Raw genomic sequence first — 14,812 nt, 5'->3', positions numbered from 1 at the left:
GTGGTGGCCCAGCCCTCGGGGCACGGGGTGTTCGCCCAGGTCGGGCGCGACGTCGGCGCTTTCGCGAGCTGGAGATCGTCGTCCGCCGCCGGTGAAAACCGGGTGACATTTCGCTCCACTTGCCGCAGGGTGGTGCCCGGGCGATGAGTTTTGTCGGTGGTGCCGGTCAGACTTGAGACGCCAGCCATGACCTGTCATGTCCGACGACCCCGATTGAGGTGCCGTGTCCACCCCACAGCTCGACTCACCCGCCAAAAACGCGACCGCCGTTTCGGGTCGCACCCCGGCCGTGATCCGGCTGCTGGTGCTCGCCACGTTCGTGGTCATCCTCAACGAGACGATCATGATCAACGCGATCCCGAGCCTCATGGGGGCGCTGCAGATCACCGAGCAGACCGCGCAGTGGCTCTCGACCGCCTTCATGCTGACCATGGCCGCTGTCATCCCGATCACCGGATGGTTCCTGCAGCGGGTGTCCACCCGCCGCGCCTACACCACCGCGATGGGCTTGTTCCTGATCGGCACGGCGTTGGCCGGTGCCGCGCCGTCGTTCGAGGTGCTGCTGGGCGCTCGCATCATCCAGGCGTCAGGGACGGCCGTGATGATGCCGCTGCTGATGACCACGCTGATGCAGGTGGTGCCCGAGTCGGACCGGGGCAAGGTGATGGGCAACGTCACCCTGGCCATCTCGGTCGCGCCCGCGATGGGCCCGACGGTCTCGGGGCTGATCCTCCAGCTCGGGTCCTGGCGCCTGCTGTTCGCCGTGGTCCTCCCCATCGCCGGCCTGATCACGTGGCGCGGTCTGAAGCAGCTCAAGAACGTCGGAGAGCCCCGGTTCAGCACCATCGACTGGTTGAGCGTGGTGACCGCAGCCGCCGGTTTCGGCGGCCTGGTCTACGGGCTCAGCCGGTTCGAGGGCGGTGACGTCCGCGTGGCCGCCGGGTTCGTGGCGGCCGGCCTGGTCACCATCGCCGTCTTCGTCATCCGCCAGCTGCGGTTGCAGAAGCGCGGCGTGCCGCTGATGGACCTGCGTACCCTGCGTCACCGCACCTACACGGTCGCGCTGATCATGATGTCGGTGTCCTTCATGGCGATGCTCGGCTCGATGATCCTGCTGCCGCTGTACCTGCAGAACGTCCGCGCGCTCAGCCCCTTGCAGACCGGACTCCTCGTGATGCCTGGTGGCCTCGCGATGGGGCTGCTCGGCCCGACCGTCGGCCGCCTGTTCGACCGGTTCGGCGGCCGGGTTCTGGTCATCCCCGGCGCCATCGGCATCATGCTCGCGCTCGCCGGCTTCACCCAGGTCACGATGACCATGCCGTTCTGGCAGCTCCTCGGTCTGCACGCGCTGCTGATGGTGAGTCTGGCCGCGACCTTCACCCCGGTGTTCACCCTCGGGCTCGGAGCGGTTCCGCCCCCGCTCTACTCCCATGGCAGCTCGATCCTGAGCACGCTGCAGCAGGTCGCCGCGGCGATCGGCACCGCGCTCGTGATCACCGTGATGAGCGCGCGAGCCGATGCCCTGAGATCCGAGGGGGCCACGGAGGCGCTCGCCAACCTGGGCGGCATGCAGCTGGCCTTCATCATCGGCGCGGTGCTGTCGGTGGTGGTGGTCATCACCGCCCTGCTCCTCCCGGCCCGAGCGGACAGCACCGGCGAGTTCCATGGACACGGCTGACCATCCTGGCCGATGACCGCGGCATCCACGTACTGCTCGAAGGCGGTCGAGCAGTACGTGCCGGCCCGGGGAGTCAGCGTTCGTCGACGACCTGACCGTTCTGCGCCGTCGCGTCCTTGGTGAGCGCCATGGTCGGCGGGGCCTCCGCGAAGGTGGGGATGGCGGCGAGCGCGGCGCCCATCTGCGCACCGCTCTCCCAGTGCCAGGTGTCGCTGTACGTGCCGTCGTCCAGCTTGACCAGCAGGGTCATCGTCAGCCCCGGATGCGTATCGCGGACGGTGCCGATCAGCGAGGCCCGGCGGGCCAGGAACTCCTCGAGGTCGGCGGGATCGACCGAGTAGGTGTGGGATCGAACGACAGACATGGGGGACTCCTTCACCAGGTGCCGGCGATCTGCCGGATGGGGGCGTTGAGGCGGTTGAACAGGTTGGTCGTAGCGATCATCAGGAGGATCGAGGCGAGCTGCTGCTCGTCGAAGTGGTCGGCGGCCGCGTCCCAGACCTCGTCGGGCACCGCGTCGGCACGGTCGGCCAGCCGGGTGGCGGCCTCGGCCAGTTCCAGGGCGGCGCGCTCCGCGTCGGTGTAGTACGGCGCCTCGCGCCAGGCGGACACCAGGCCGATCCGCTCGTCGCTCTCGCCCAGCTTCCTGAGCTTCTTCAGGCCGCTGTCCACGCAGAAGCTGCAGCCGTTGATCTGGCTGACCCGCAGGTGCACCAGGTCCAGGAGCTCCTCGGGAACGCCCTGCGACTGGACGGCCTGGATGAGGCCCTGGATAGGCTGCATGGCGGCCGGGATGATGGTGGCGGGGTTCTTCATCCGTGCTTGCATCGTTCTCGCTCCTCGGACGCGCTTCTTGCTGACAAGGACGAGGATGGATGCCCTGGTTGATAGATCCGCGATGCGTCGACGATGGGAAGGCGACAGGTGGGGACGCGCTTCACGATCCTGGGTCCTGTGCAGGTGATCGCCGACGGCGACGTGGTGCCAGGCATCGCCCCGCGTCATCGCGCGGTGCTCGCCTACCTGCTGCTCAACGCCGGTCGGGTGATCAGCATGGAGAAGCTGATCGACGCCATGTGGGGGTACGACCAGCCCGACACCGCCCGGTCGCAGATCCACGCCGCGATCACCGCCCTGCGCAGGACGCTCCGCGGCGTCGGCGCCGACCACATTCTCGAAACGCGGCCGGGCGGCTACGTCGCGCTCCCCGAGCCCGGCCAGCTTGACGTGCAGGACTTCGCCGAACAGGTCACGGCGGGCCGGTTCCGGGACGCGCTGGGGCTGTGGAACGGCGACGCCCTGGCCGACGTGCACGCCGGCTATGCGCAGGGCGCCCGTGCGCTGCTGGACGACCGGCGGCTGACCGCGGTCGAGCGCCTCATGGAGGCCGAACTCGAGGCGGGCCACCACGGCCAGGTGCTCGACGAGCTGGCCGGCCACGTGGCGGCCCGGCCGCTGCGGGAACGGCTCGTGGGCCAGCTGGTCCTGGCCCTGCACCGCTCAGGGCGGCAGGCCGACGCCCTCGCCGCGGCCCGGTCCTACCGTACGGCTCTCGCCGAGGAGCAGGGCCTCGATCCCGGCCACGCCTTCGTCGAGCTGGAGCGGGCGGTCCTCGCCGACGCTCCCACGCTCAAGGCCAAGGACAAGGTCCGGTCGAACTTCCTGCCCTACGACATTCCCGATTTCGCCGGCCGTACCACCGAACTGGAGCGGCTGGTCGCGGAGCACCGGAACACGATCGTGACGATCGACGGCATGGCCGGCATCGGCAAGACCACGCTCGCCGTCCACGCCGCCCACCGCCTGGCCGACCGCTTCCCGGACGGCCAGCTCTTCATCGATCTGCGGGCGCACACCGGGGGTCAGGATCCGCTCCCGGCGGCCGCCGCGCTCGAGGTCCTGCTGCGGCAGCTCGGCCTGACCGACATCCCGACGACAGAGTCCGAGCGGAGCGCGCTGTGGCGTGCCGAGCTGGCGCAGCGCCGCATCATCGCCGTCCTCGACAACGCGGCCGACGGCGAGCACGTGCGTCGACTGCTCCCCGGTGTCTCCGACAGCCTCTTGCTGATCACCAGCAGGCGGCGGCTGATCGGCCTGGACGGTGCCCACGCGCTGTCTGTGGAGGTGCTGTCGTCCGACGACGCCGCAGCGCTGTTCGGGAGCATCGTGGGCGAGCGGGCCGCCGACGAGCCGGAGGCCGTACGCGAGGTGCTGGAGCTGTGCGGGTACCTCCCGCTCGCCATCCGGATCTCCGCGGCGCGGCTGCAGCACCGGCCCCGGTGGACGGTGTCCTACCTGGCCGGGCGCCTGCACGACGAGCGTCGGCGGCTCGCCGAGCTCGCGACGTCCGAGCGGAGCGTCGCGGCGGCGTTCACGGTCTCCTACGAGCAGCTCGGTACGGCGGAGCAGCGGATGTTCCGGCTGCTCGGGCTGGCCCCCGGCCGGGACATCGAGCCGCACGCCGCGGCGGCCCTCGCCGACGTCTCCGTGTTCGAGGCCGAGGACCTGCTGGAGAGCCTCCTGGACGCGCACATGCTCCTGCAGCGCGAGCCCGGCCGCTACACCCTCCACGACCTGCTGCGCGAACACGCCCGCTCCCTCGCCGAAGATGACCTCGCCCTCATGCGCCTGCTGGTGCACTACCTGCACCGGTCCCGCTCGGCGGTCAAGCAGCTGTTCCCCCACAGCGTCCCTGACCGGCCGCACATGCCGGCCCCGATCACGCCCGTGGAACCCATCAGCGGTACGGCGGAGGCCATCGGCTGGCTCGACGCCGAGCGCTCCAACATCATCTCGACCGTGGTCCACGGGCCCAACGTGTGCATCAGCCACCTCGCCGTCGCGCTGCGCCCCTATCTCGACCGTCAGGCCCACCACGATGACGCCGTGACCCTGCACACCACCGCGTTGCAGAGAAGCCGCGCGCTCAAGGAGCGCGCCATGCCGGAGGGCCGCGCGCTCGCCGACCTCGCCTGGACCTACTGGCGTCGCGGCGACTACGAGCAGTCCGAGACCTTCGCCCACCAGGCGCTCACGGTCTGCGAGGAGACGGATGAGAGGGTGCTCGCGCTCAACGCGCTCGGCAACGTGGCCTGGCGCCGCCGCGAGAGCGAGAAGGCCGAGCGGTACCTCAAGCAGGCGCTCGACCTCACCAGGATCGCCGGCGACTGGTCGACGGAGGGGTTCGTCCTCGCCGACCTCGGCATGATCCTCGACCAGCTGGGCCGCCACGACGAGGCGCGGCGCCATCTCGACCTGGCGCTGGCCCTGCACCGGAAGGAAGGCAACCCGCTGGGCGAGGCCCGCGTGCTCAACCACCTCGGCTCGGCCCTCCTGCACCAGGGCAAGGCCGAGGAGGCGATGACCCGCCATCGCGCGGCGGGGGAGCTGTATCGGGCCATGGGCAACAGCAGCGACGAAGCCTCGGCCTTCAACGGGCTGGGCGAGGCGGCCCTGTCGCTGGGCGACTCGGCGCGGGCGATCGACGAGCACGCCACGGCGCTCTCCCTCGCCGGTACGGCCCGCAACAGGCCCGAGCAGGCCCGCGCGCACGACGGCCTGGCCAGGGCCCACCTGCGCCTCGGACAGGACGACCGGGCGCGCGAGCACGGACGCCTGGCCCTGCGGCTCTACGAGGAGCTCGGCGTCCCCGAGAGCGACGAGGTGCGCGCCTTCCTCAAAAGCACGTGACCTTGCGCGGATCACGTGAGCGTGGACGCGCACCGTGACGGACGGGCCCGCGATCCACGACGCGGGGGCGGCGCGCCGGCCACGGTCATCGTCACCCTGCTCTCCTTGACGCTCTGACGTCGGATTACTGTGAAACTGCGGCCGGAGGAGCGGGGTGCCGGGATCGGCGATCGGCAAGGAGACCTCGATGGACTACGACCTCTTCGAACAGGGCGACATCCAGCTGCAAAGCGGAGCCACGCTGCGCGACGCCAAGCTGGCTTACAAGACGTACGGCGAGCTCAACGCTGACAAGAGCAACGCGATCGTCTATCCGACGTGGTACTCGGGCCAGCACCATGACAACGAATGGCTCATCGGCGAGGGCATGGCGCTCGATCCGTCGAGATACTTCATCGTCATCCCCAACATGTTCGGCAACGGCCTGTCGTCGTCGCCGAGCAACACCCCGCCGCCGCACGACGGGCCACGGTTCCCGAACGTGACGATGTACGACAACGTCCGGGCCCAGCACCGTCTCATCACCGAGCGGTTCGGCATCGAGCGGCTGGAACTCGTCACAGGCTGGTCGATGGGGGCCGGACAGACCTACCAGTGGGCGCTCAGCCACCCCGAGATGGTCCGGCGGATACTCCCCTTCTGCGGCTCGGCGAAGACCAGCGTTCACAACATCGTCTTCCTCGAGGGCGTCAAGGCCGCGCTCACCGCCGACGCGGGGTGGAACAACGGCTGGTACCGCGAGCAGCCGGGGACGGGACTGCGGGCGATGGCCCGTGTCTACGCCGGCTGGGGCTTCTGCCAGCAGTTCTACCGGGAGAAGCTCTACGAGCGCGAGCCGCTCCGCTACGGCTCCCTGGAGGACTTCCTCGTCGGCTTCTGGGAGGGGCTGTTCATCAGGCGCGACGCGAACAACCTCCTCACCATGCTGTGGACCTGGCAGAACGCCGACATCGGCAAGACACCGGGATTCGTCGGCGTCGAGGAGGCACTCGCCGCGATCCGCGCGCCGGCGATCGTGATGCCGGGACAGCAGGATCTCTACTTCCCGCCTGAGGACAACGAGTGGGAGGTCACCCACATGCCCCACGCGGAGCTGCGGATCATTCCCGGCTCGTGGGGGCACTTCGCCGGAGGGGGACTCAACCCGGTGGACACGAAGTTCATCGACGACGCGCTCAAGGAGTTGCTCGCGAGGGAGGTCTAGTCGGGCGCCACCGGGGCGAAGGGGCCGATTAGTCGCAAGAGACTTGCTATTGCGATTAATTTGCAACAAGCTGGTCCGGCACGTACCGCCTGCCCAGGACGCGGAGCCATCTCATGCCCCACCTGATGCCTGCTGCCGGACCGCAGCGCGTCATCGCCGCCTCGAACTTCGTCTACACCGTCGGCAGCGGCCTCTACCTGACCGCCGGGGTGCTGTACTTCACCCAGGCCGTCCACCTTCCCGCGCACCAGGTAGGGCTCGGACTCGCCATCGCCGGGTTCGTCTCGCTGGTCATGGGCATCGCCGTCGGCCATCTCGCGGACAGGCGCGGAGCACGCGGCATCTACGCGACCACCCTGCTCGTCCAGGCGCTGGCGACGGCCGGCTTCGTGCTGGCGGACAGCTTCTGGCCGTTCGTCGTCGCGGTGTGCGTGGCGACCGGGGCGAAGGCGGCAGGACTCGCCGCGCGCAGTCCGCTCATCAGGCACTACGGAGGGGACAGGCCGCAGGAGTTCCGCGCCTACCTCCGCGCCATGACCAACGTGGGCATCTCCCTCGGCGCGTTGCTGGCGGGCTGGGCCGTCCAGGTCGGCACCCTCACCGCCTACCAGCTCCTCGTCATCGGCAACGCGGTCGCCTTCGCGGCGTCGGCGGCGATCCTCGTCCTCCTGCCGTCGACGCCGCCGGCGCCCGTCGCCCACGGCCCTCGCCGGCTCGCCCTACGGGACCGGCCCTACCTTCTGCTCACCGCCCTCGACGGCATCATGGCCATCCAGTTCAAGGTGCTCACGGTGGCCATCCCGCTCTGGCTGGTCGTGGCCACCACCGCCCCGCACTGGCTCGTCTCGGGCACCATGCTCGTCAACACCGTCATCGTCATCGTGTTCCAGGTACGGGCCAGCCGCTCCGTCGATTCCCCCGCGGCCGGTGGCATCGCCTACCGACGAGCGGGCGTGGCCTTCCTCATCGCCTGCTCGCTGATATCGCTGTCCGCGGGGATGCCGACGTGGGCCGCGGCGACGCTGCTCATGACCGCCGTGGTGGTTCATGCGGTCGGTGAGCTGTGGCACTCCGCCGGGGGCTTCGAGGTGTCCTTCGCCCTCGCTCCGGAGCACGCCACCGGCCAGTACCTGGGCGTGTTCGGCTTGGGCGCCGGGCTGGCCGAGGCTTTCGGGCCGGGCCTGCTCATCGCGCTGTGCATCACCTGGGGCCGTCCTGGCTGGTACGTCGTGGGAGCACTGTTCGCCCTGACCGGCCTGGCGGCACCCTTCGCCGTGCGCTGGGCGCAACGCCACCAGTACGACCGGCGGACCCACCTCCAGACCGCGTGGAAGGAGGCCGCCGCCTGAACGAGCCCGGTAAACGGGCCGCCGGCGGAGATCGTCCAGGGGGAAGCTGCCTTACTGCTGCACCGGCCACGGGGTCACCACGCGGACCCACGGGTGCCAGAAGGTTTGGCCGTCCAACCGAAACTCCTGCTGTTCCGCGTGGTCCGGATATCCGTATTCCGTGTCCAGACGGTCGGTGGTGCCGCGCGCTCCGCGTTTGCACCGGTCGCCGGTGTAGACGGCCTTCGTCATGACGAATGCCTTGGGGAACAATTCCCCGCTGAGTTCGTAAAGGAAAACCTTTAACCGGGCCTTGCATCCGTCGCAGGGGCCGATATTGCCGACCAGAATGACGGTCACCGAATAGGGATGGCTGTCCCATGCCTGGAGCGCCTGGTACGCCGCCACCTCCCAGCGGTCGGTGTCGGCCTGCCAGGCGCGCTCGTGGGCCGGGCTCCAGATCTGCGGGGGCAGCGGATCCAGCCCGGAGCGCAGCCGCTCGTACTCGCGGGCCCGCAGGTCCGACGCTCCGCTCTCCCGGCTGTTCCGCCAGGCCTGATGCTGCTGGACGATCTGTTCCCTCATCAGGGCCCGGTCCCGCTTCCAGCCGTTCAGCCAGCGCCAGGCCTGTTCCAGGCTGACCACCTCGGAGTCGGCCAGCGAGACGTTGGCCTCCTTGTCGGAGACGTAGTAGGGCCTGCGAGGGTGACGGACGCCGGGCTTCGAGTCGGTGAGCGCGTAGTGCAGGTTCTTGCCCGCCACCTCGTAGCCGTCGTAGCCGCTGTACGGCTGGGTGCGGTGCACCAGCACGTGGTCGAACAGGATGAGGGCCTCGGAGAAAACCCCTTTCTGTTCCCTCGCGATTCTCTGGTCTATGGCGCGGAGGCTGTCGGTGATCGCCCATTGCTCGTTCAATGCGCTACCCCCAGAAAGATGGTCGTCCGTGGATGCTCGATTTCACCATTTCCGGCGGGAACGTGATTGTCAAGCGATCGATTCTCCTGAACGCGGGGCCATAGGCGAATTTCTCTCGCATTTCTGCGGAGTGCGTATGAATGCAGGACTCCGGAGCCGATGGGCCGGCCGTGATGTCATCGCATCTCCCGGGACCTGGTGAAGGAGTTGCGAATAGCCTGGTGGGGAAGATGAGGGAGCCATGATGACCGAACGCCATCGGGACGCCGCGCTTTCCCCTTCGGAGCAGGCGACCATCCGAGAACTGCTCGACGCCGACTTTCGGCAGACCGCGGCCCGCATCGCCATGCTGGGCCGCGACCGGGCCGAGATCGTCGAATCGTCGGCGCTGACGGGCTCGGACGACGAGCACGACCCTGAGGGAACGTCCACCGCCTTCGAGCGGGCCCACGTCCAGGCCCTGCTCGACCAGGCCGTGACACACCTCGCCGACCTGGAACTCGCCTTCGAGAGGCTCCGCGACGGCACCTACGGGACCTGCGCGACATGCGGACGGCGCATCGCCGTCGAGCGCCTGATGATCCTCCCCGCCGCCACGGCCTGCGTCACCTGCGCCTCGGGCCGCCGCCGCTGACCTGGCCGAGGCGCCGGTGCCATGCGGTCACGTCACATCCTTGCGGATCACGCGCACCACACCGGCCGTCATCGGGGCGACGATCCACAGGAGCGCCGACACGGCCAGCCGCGCGGCGTCGCCGCCGTTCACGTCACCGGCCGTCAGCGGTGCGGTGGCGTGACCCAGGTCGAGCCATCCGGCCACGAAGGCGCCGGTGGGGCCGAGCCCTCCCACGACGCTTCCCAGGAACGGGGCCGACAGGCAGATCACGATCGCGGCCGGCGCGTTCAGGAGCAGCATGCCCAGGGCGAGCCCCATCCCGACCACGAGGACGTTCGTCGCCGTCCAGCCCAGCAGGGCGAGCGGCGCGACCTCCCAGGTGGCGGGGACGTCCTGAACGGCGGCCACGACCGCCGTCACGGGCACCGCGACCAGCATCGCGAACAGTGCGGCGGCCACCGCCGCGACCAGCGGCGGCAGGCACTTGGCCACCAGCACCCGCGATCGCCGCGGTTCCAGCGCGAACGTGGTCAGGGCGGTCCGGTGGCTCCATTCGCCGGTCACCGAGAGGATGCCGAGGACGGGCAGCAGCGTCCCGAATCCGACGCCGGCGGTGCCGACCAGCGTGTGCAGCCGCGGACCTGAGACGACGCCGCGCGCGGTGATGGCCGCGACGGTCAGCGCGATCAGGATCGCCGTCATGATCTTGCCGCTGCGCGTGTCGAAGAGCTTGCGGGTCTCGACCGCCAGCAGCCGCGTCATGCCGCGCTCCGGTCGGCGTGGGCGGTCAGGTCGAGGAAGGTCCGCTCGAGGCCGCGGCCCCTGCTGAGCTCCTCGACGGTGCCCTGGGCGAGGACGCGGCCGCGGCCGATCATCACGATCCGGTCGGCGACCCGCTCCACCTCGTGCAGCAGGTGCGAGCTGAGCAGTACCGAGCAGCCCGCGTCGGACAGCCCGCGCAGGAGCCCGCGCATCCACTGGACGCCCTGGGGATCGAGCCCGTTGGCGGGTTCGTCCAGGACGAGCACCGCGGGCCGGCCGAGGAGGGCGTGTCCGATGCCGAGACGCTGCCGCATGCCGAGCGAGTAGCCGCCGACGGTCCGCCTGCTCTCCTTGCCGCTCAGCCCGACCAGGTCGAGCACCTCGTCGACCCGCGACCTCGGCAGGCCGAGCGTCATCGCGCCCAGGGTCAGGATCTCCCGCCCCGTGCGGCCCGGGTGCTGCGCGGCCGCGTCGAGCAGCGTGCCGACCTGGAAACCAGGCCGGTCCAGTTCGGCGTACGGCCGGCCGAGCACGGTCGCCGAGCCCGAGGTGGCGCGGCAGAGCCCGACCAGGACGCGCATGGCCGTCGACTTGCCCGCGCCGTTGGGGCCGAGGAAACCGGTGATGCTGCCAGGCCCGACGGTGAAGGACACCTCGTCGAGTGCCTTCACACCCTTGTAGACCTTGCTGACATGACTGAACTCGATCATTGGTCCAGTTCACCGGAGCGGAGGCCGCCGGTCATCGGACCCAGGGCCAGAGCCGGCGCCCCTGTGGTGGACCTGCGGCCATCGGGATGGAGACCCAGGTCGCTAAGACCTCGGCCCGGTCGTCCATAGGCTGTGGGCTGTGCGAGGCCGTATGGGGAACCTGAACCAGTGGGGCGTCGCGCTGTGCGCCGTGCTGCCGATGCTGTTCTTCGGCGCCATCCTGGTCGTGATCGTCCTACGGGATCCGGACCGGCTCGGGTGGGCGCTGGCCGACGTGGCGCTCGGCGTGACAGGGCTGGCGCTGATGCGGTGGCGGAGCAGCCGGCCGTGGCCGGTCGCGCTGGCGACCGCCCTGCTGACCGTCTTCTCCACGACGGCGACCGGCCCCGCCATGGTCGCCTACGTGTCCCTGTGCACGCATCGCCGGTGGCGCCGGATCGTCCCTGTCGCGCTCGTGTCGCTGCTGGGGCCCGCGGTCAGCGGCAGCTGGGACGGCATCACCCAGGCGACCATCGTCTCCGCGGTGACGGAAAGCATCGTCCTCGGCGGGCTGACGGTCTTCGGCCTGTACCTGCGCGAGCGCCGTGACCTGGCAGCCTCGGAGCGGGAGGCGGCACTGGCCGCGGAGCGCGAGCACCTGCAACGGATCGAGCAGGCCAAGCTGGCGGAACGGGCCAAGATCGCCCTGGAGATGCACGACGTCCTGGCTCACCGGATCTCCCTGCTGTCGATGCTCGCCGGCGGCCTGGCGTACCGGAAGGACCTCACCGCCGAGGAGACCCGCGAGATCGCGCTGGCGATCCAGGAGAGCGCGCACGAGTCGCTCAACGAGCTGCGCACCGTGCTCGGCTCGCTCCGGCGCGACGGCGCGCTGGAGGCGCCGCAGCCGAGCCTGTCCGACGTGGCGGCCCTGTTCGACGAGGTGCGCGCCGCGGGTCAGAAGGTGGACGTGGACGACACCATCGACGGCAGGGAACTGCTGCCGACGCAGACAGGCCGGCACGCGTACCGGATCGTGCAGGAGGCGCTGACCAACGCGCGCAAGCACGCGCCGGGCAGCAGGGTGACGGCCGAGCTCGGCGGGCGACCAGGTGAGGGCCTGCGCATCAGGGTGAGCAACCCGGCACCCTCCGGGTCGGCCGCGGGGCCCGGTGGGAGGATGGGCCTGGTCGGCCTGGCCGAACGGACCCGGATGGCCGGCGGCACCCTCAGCCACACGATCCAGGACGGACGCTTCGTTCTCGACGCCCGCCTGCCATGGGAGGCTCCCGCACCGTGACCCGACTGGTGATCGTGGACGACGACGCGATGGTGCGCACCGGGCTGCGCCTCATCCTCGGCGGCGAGCCCGACCTGGAGATCGTCGGCGAGGCGCAGGACGGCCGGCGGGCCATGCGCGTGATCCGCGACCTCAGGCCGGACATCGTGCTGATGGACATCCGGATGCCGGAGCAGGACGGGCTGACCACCACCGAGCTGCTGCTGGCCTGGCCCGACCCGCCGAGGATTCTTGTCCTCACCACCTTCGACGCCGACGACATGGTGTTGCGGGCGCTCGAGCTGGGCGCGGACGGCTTCCTGCTGAAGGACACGCCGCCGCCGAGGATGATCGAGGCGGTCCGGGCGGTGGCGCGAGGGGAGCCGGTGCTGTCGCCGAGCGTCGCCCGGCAGGTGATCGCCGCGGCCACCGGCGGGCGCGAGCCGCAACGGCCCGATGCGCAGCGGGAACTGGCCAGGCTCACCGAACGGGAGCGAGAGGTCGCGATCGAGGTGGCCAGGGGCAGCTCGAACGCGGAGATCGCGGAACGTCTCCACCTGAGCGTCGCGACCGTGAAGGCGAACGTCACCAGGATCTTCGCCAAGCTGGGCACGGACAACCGGGTCCATGTCGCGATGAAGGTGCGCGACGCCGGTCTGCTCTGACGGAGGGCTCAGGCGGTCCTGGTCCCGCTCGCCGTATCCGGGTCGTAGCGGTAGACCTCGCGCCCGCTGATCAGCACCCGCAGCGCGCGGCTCATCACGTCGAGCGGGTCGCCCGACCACAGCACCACGTCACCGTCCAGGCCTGGCCGCAACGCGCCCACCCTGTCGTCCAGGCCCATGATCGTGGCCGGGGTGGTGGCGATGGCGCGGAGCGCGGTGTCGCGGTCGAGCCCCTCTTTGACAGCGAACGTCGCCTGGTGGACGAGGAAGTGGATCGGGACGACGGAGTGGTCGGTGGTGATCGCCACCCGTACGCCGGCGGCGGCCAGCAGTCCCGGGTTGCGCAGGGTGCGGTGCCGCAGCTCGACCTTGGTCCTGGTGTCGATCAGCGGGCCGCTGACGACGACCCGCTGCCTCTGGTGCTGTTCTCGCAGCCCTGCCAGTGGCGGCAGCCGGTGCTCGACGCGCTGGGCCGTCACGGGCGGCGGTGGCGGGTCGCCTTCCAGAGCACCAGCGTGCACGCCGTCCAGGCGGCGGTCTCGGCCGGGATCGGCGTGGGGGCGCTCCTGGTGGACAACGTCCCGCCCGGCGCCGTCAGGCCGTCCGAGCAGCAGGGGCTGCCGCCGGTGCCGATGGTCGACGTCGCCATCTCCCGCCGCGCAGGCACCGACACCGACGAGGCGGTCGACAGCCTGGAACGCCTGCTTCGCCGTAGGTTCACGGGGAGCCGGTGACCGTACGGCGCCGCGCAGGCGCGGATCTCTGATGCTTGTCTGACACCTCGTGTAGTGGAACGCTTACCGTATGACGATGTTCGCCGACGGCAAGATCGAGGCCTTCGTCGGGCCGGCCGAGCTGGGCGCGGCCGACAACCTCGAGCAAGTGATCATCGATTTCATCGACGGCGCCCAGCGATTCCTGGACATCGCCGTGCAGGAGCTCGACTCCGAGCCCATCGCGCAGGCCGTACTCAACGCCCGCTTCCGCGGCGTGAACGTCCGCATGGTGCTGGAGCAGGACTACCTGGTCACCGGAAAGCTGCCGAAGATCACGCCGAGGGCGGGGGAGGACGAGCTCGCCGCCCGCCGGCGTGTCCAGTGGGGCGAGGAGACCGGCAGCCGCAGCCTGGAGCCGAACAGGAGGATCCTGGCCGCGCTGCTGCGCTGCAACGTCGACGTGAAGGCCGACTACAACCCCGCGATCTTCCACCAGAAGTTCATCATCCGCGACTTCCGCGAGCGGGCCCTGCCCACGTCGGCGATCCTGTCGGGGTCGGCGAACTTCACCCACACCGACTGCCACCGCAACCTCAACCACGTCGTGATCTTCCATGACGCGCGGATCTGCCTGACGTACACGACCGAGTTCAACCAGATGCGGGCGGGCCAGTTCGGCCGCGGCGCCCACGGCAAGGTCCCCGCCGCCTACAACCTCAACGGGATCCCAGTGAAGGTGCTGTTCGCCCCCGACCACGCGCCCGAGCTGGAGATCATGAAGCAGATGCTCAAGGCCGTCAACCGCGTCGACTTCGCCATCTTCACCTTCTCCGGCTCCTCCGGCATCGACGACGCCATGATCGCCCTGGCGTCGGCCAGGAAGACCGTCACCGGCGCCATGGACCCCGGGCAGGGCGCGCAGACCTGGGCGGCCACCCACGACCTGGACCGCGCGCACATCGAGCTCTACTTCCCGAAGCGCAGCCCCGCGTTCGGCAAGCTCCACCACAAGCTCATGGTCATCGACGAGGCCACGGTCATCGCGGGATCGTTCAACTACACCGAACCGGCCAACAACTACAACGACGAGAACATCTTCGTCATCGGCAGCCCGTATCCCGACCTGCCCAAACGCGAGGGAGGCCCGGTCGATCCCGCGGCCTGCGCCGAGCTCGCCCGCTTCTTCAGGATGGAGATCGAGCGCATCGAGGCGGCGGGCGAGCGCTTCATCGGGGAGGGCTGAATCGAGTGGCGGGGACGGCAGGCTAGC

14 protein-coding genes and 1 pseudogene are annotated in these 14,812 nt (G+C 70.0%); 9 read left to right on the top strand and 6 right to left on the bottom strand.

Annotated features, from left to right (window positions below):
- The first annotated feature begins 223 nt into the window (after positions 1 to 223).
- Positions 224 to 1,678, top strand: a complete 1,455-nt coding sequence (locus AC3EO4_RS20790) for an MDR family MFS transporter (RefSeq protein ID WP_379574963.1) — start codon at positions 224 to 226, stop codon at positions 1,676 to 1,678.
- Positions 1,679 to 1,751: 73 nt separating this feature from the next.
- On the opposite strand, the gene AC3EO4_RS20785 is transcribed toward AC3EO4_RS20790, so the two are convergent.
- Both AC3EO4_RS20785 and AC3EO4_RS20780 read right to left on the bottom strand, forming a co-directional pair.
- On the bottom strand, positions 1,752 to 2,042 hold the full coding sequence (locus AC3EO4_RS20785; protein WP_379574962.1) for a hypothetical protein: 291 nt from the start codon (positions 2,040 to 2,042) through the stop codon (positions 1,752 to 1,754).
- Between the two features lie 11 nt (positions 2,043 to 2,053).
- On the bottom strand, positions 2,054 to 2,506 hold the full coding sequence (locus AC3EO4_RS20780) for a carboxymuconolactone decarboxylase family protein (RefSeq protein WP_379574960.1): 453 nt from the start codon (positions 2,504 to 2,506) through the stop codon (positions 2,054 to 2,056).
- A 96-nt stretch (positions 2,507 to 2,602) separates the two neighbouring features.
- Between AC3EO4_RS20780 and AC3EO4_RS20775 the strand changes: the two genes are divergently transcribed.
- The 3 genes from AC3EO4_RS20775 (at position 2,603) to AC3EO4_RS20765 (ending at position 7,921) form a co-directional block, all read left to right on the top strand.
- A complete protein-coding gene (locus tag AC3EO4_RS20775) occupies positions 2,603 to 5,368 on the top strand; it encodes an AfsR/SARP family transcriptional regulator (protein WP_431897180.1) in 2,766 nt (921 codons plus the stop codon).
- Between the two features lie 187 nt (positions 5,369 to 5,555).
- Positions 5,556 to 6,572 (top strand): alpha/beta fold hydrolase, encoded by a 1,017-nt coding sequence (locus AC3EO4_RS20770; protein ID WP_431897178.1) that lies wholly within the window; start codon positions 5,556 to 5,558, stop codon positions 6,570 to 6,572.
- Positions 6,573 to 6,685: 113 nt separating this feature from the next.
- Positions 6,686 to 7,921 (top strand): MFS transporter, encoded by a 1,236-nt coding sequence (locus tag AC3EO4_RS20765; protein ID WP_431897176.1) that lies wholly within the window; start codon positions 6,686 to 6,688, stop codon positions 7,919 to 7,921.
- Positions 7,922 to 7,972: 51 nt separating this feature from the next.
- Here AC3EO4_RS20765 and AC3EO4_RS20760 read toward each other — a convergent pair whose 3' ends face one another.
- Positions 7,973 to 8,815, bottom strand: coding sequence for a hypothetical protein (locus AC3EO4_RS20760; protein ID WP_379574954.1), 843 nt, complete (start codon positions 8,813 to 8,815; stop codon positions 7,973 to 7,975).
- A 244-nt stretch (positions 8,816 to 9,059) separates the two neighbouring features.
- Here AC3EO4_RS20760 and AC3EO4_RS20755 point away from each other — a divergent pair, with 244 nt between their 5' ends.
- Positions 9,060 to 9,449 (top strand): TraR/DksA family transcriptional regulator, encoded by a 390-nt coding sequence (locus AC3EO4_RS20755; protein WP_379574953.1) that lies wholly within the window; start codon positions 9,060 to 9,062, stop codon positions 9,447 to 9,449.
- A 27-nt stretch (positions 9,450 to 9,476) separates the two neighbouring features.
- Here AC3EO4_RS20755 and AC3EO4_RS20750 read toward each other — a convergent pair whose 3' ends face one another.
- Positions 9,477 to 10,193: an ABC transporter permease gene (locus AC3EO4_RS20750; protein WP_379574952.1), complete on the bottom strand. Its 717-nt coding sequence runs from the start codon at positions 10,191 to 10,193 to the stop codon at positions 9,477 to 9,479.
- Positions 10,190 to 10,903: an ABC transporter ATP-binding protein gene (locus AC3EO4_RS20745; RefSeq protein ID WP_379574950.1), complete on the bottom strand. Its 714-nt coding sequence runs from the start codon at positions 10,901 to 10,903 to the stop codon at positions 10,190 to 10,192. The genes AC3EO4_RS20750 and AC3EO4_RS20745 overlap by 4 nt, the downstream gene beginning before the upstream one ends.
- Positions 10,904 to 11,054: 151 nt before the next feature.
- On the opposite strand from AC3EO4_RS20745, the gene AC3EO4_RS20740 reads away from it, so the two are divergent.
- The gene (locus AC3EO4_RS20740; protein WP_379574949.1) at positions 11,055 to 12,182 is read left to right on the top strand and encodes a sensor histidine kinase; all 1,128 of its coding nucleotides are present in this window, start codon (positions 11,055 to 11,057) and stop codon (positions 12,180 to 12,182) included.
- Positions 12,179 to 12,826, top strand: a complete 648-nt coding sequence (locus AC3EO4_RS20735; RefSeq protein ID WP_379574947.1) for a response regulator — start codon at positions 12,179 to 12,181, stop codon at positions 12,824 to 12,826. The genes AC3EO4_RS20740 and AC3EO4_RS20735 overlap by 4 nt, the downstream gene beginning before the upstream one ends.
- A gap of 8 nt (positions 12,827 to 12,834) precedes the next feature.
- Here AC3EO4_RS20735 and AC3EO4_RS20730 read toward each other — a convergent pair.
- A pseudogene (locus AC3EO4_RS20730) lies at positions 12,835 to 13,230 on the bottom strand (amidohydrolase family protein); the annotation flags it as partial.
- Here AC3EO4_RS20730 and AC3EO4_RS20725 point away from each other — a divergent pair.
- Both AC3EO4_RS20725 and AC3EO4_RS20720 read left to right on the top strand, forming a co-directional pair.
- Complete coding sequence (locus AC3EO4_RS20725) at positions 13,114 to 13,560, top strand: LysR substrate-binding domain-containing protein (RefSeq protein ID WP_379574945.1); 447 nt, start codon at positions 13,114 to 13,116, stop codon at positions 13,558 to 13,560. The pseudogene AC3EO4_RS20730 and the gene AC3EO4_RS20725 overlap by 117 nt on opposite strands.
- Positions 13,561 to 13,630: 70 nt before the next feature.
- On the top strand, positions 13,631 to 14,785 hold the full coding sequence (locus AC3EO4_RS20720) for a phospholipase D-like domain-containing protein (RefSeq protein WP_379574944.1): 1,155 nt from the start codon (positions 13,631 to 13,633) through the stop codon (positions 14,783 to 14,785).
- The last annotated feature ends 27 nt before the right edge of the window (positions 14,786 to 14,812 follow it).

Source organism: Nonomuraea sp. bgisy101 (assembly GCF_057708945.1).
This window is presented reverse-complemented; position numbering and strand designations above follow the sequence as displayed.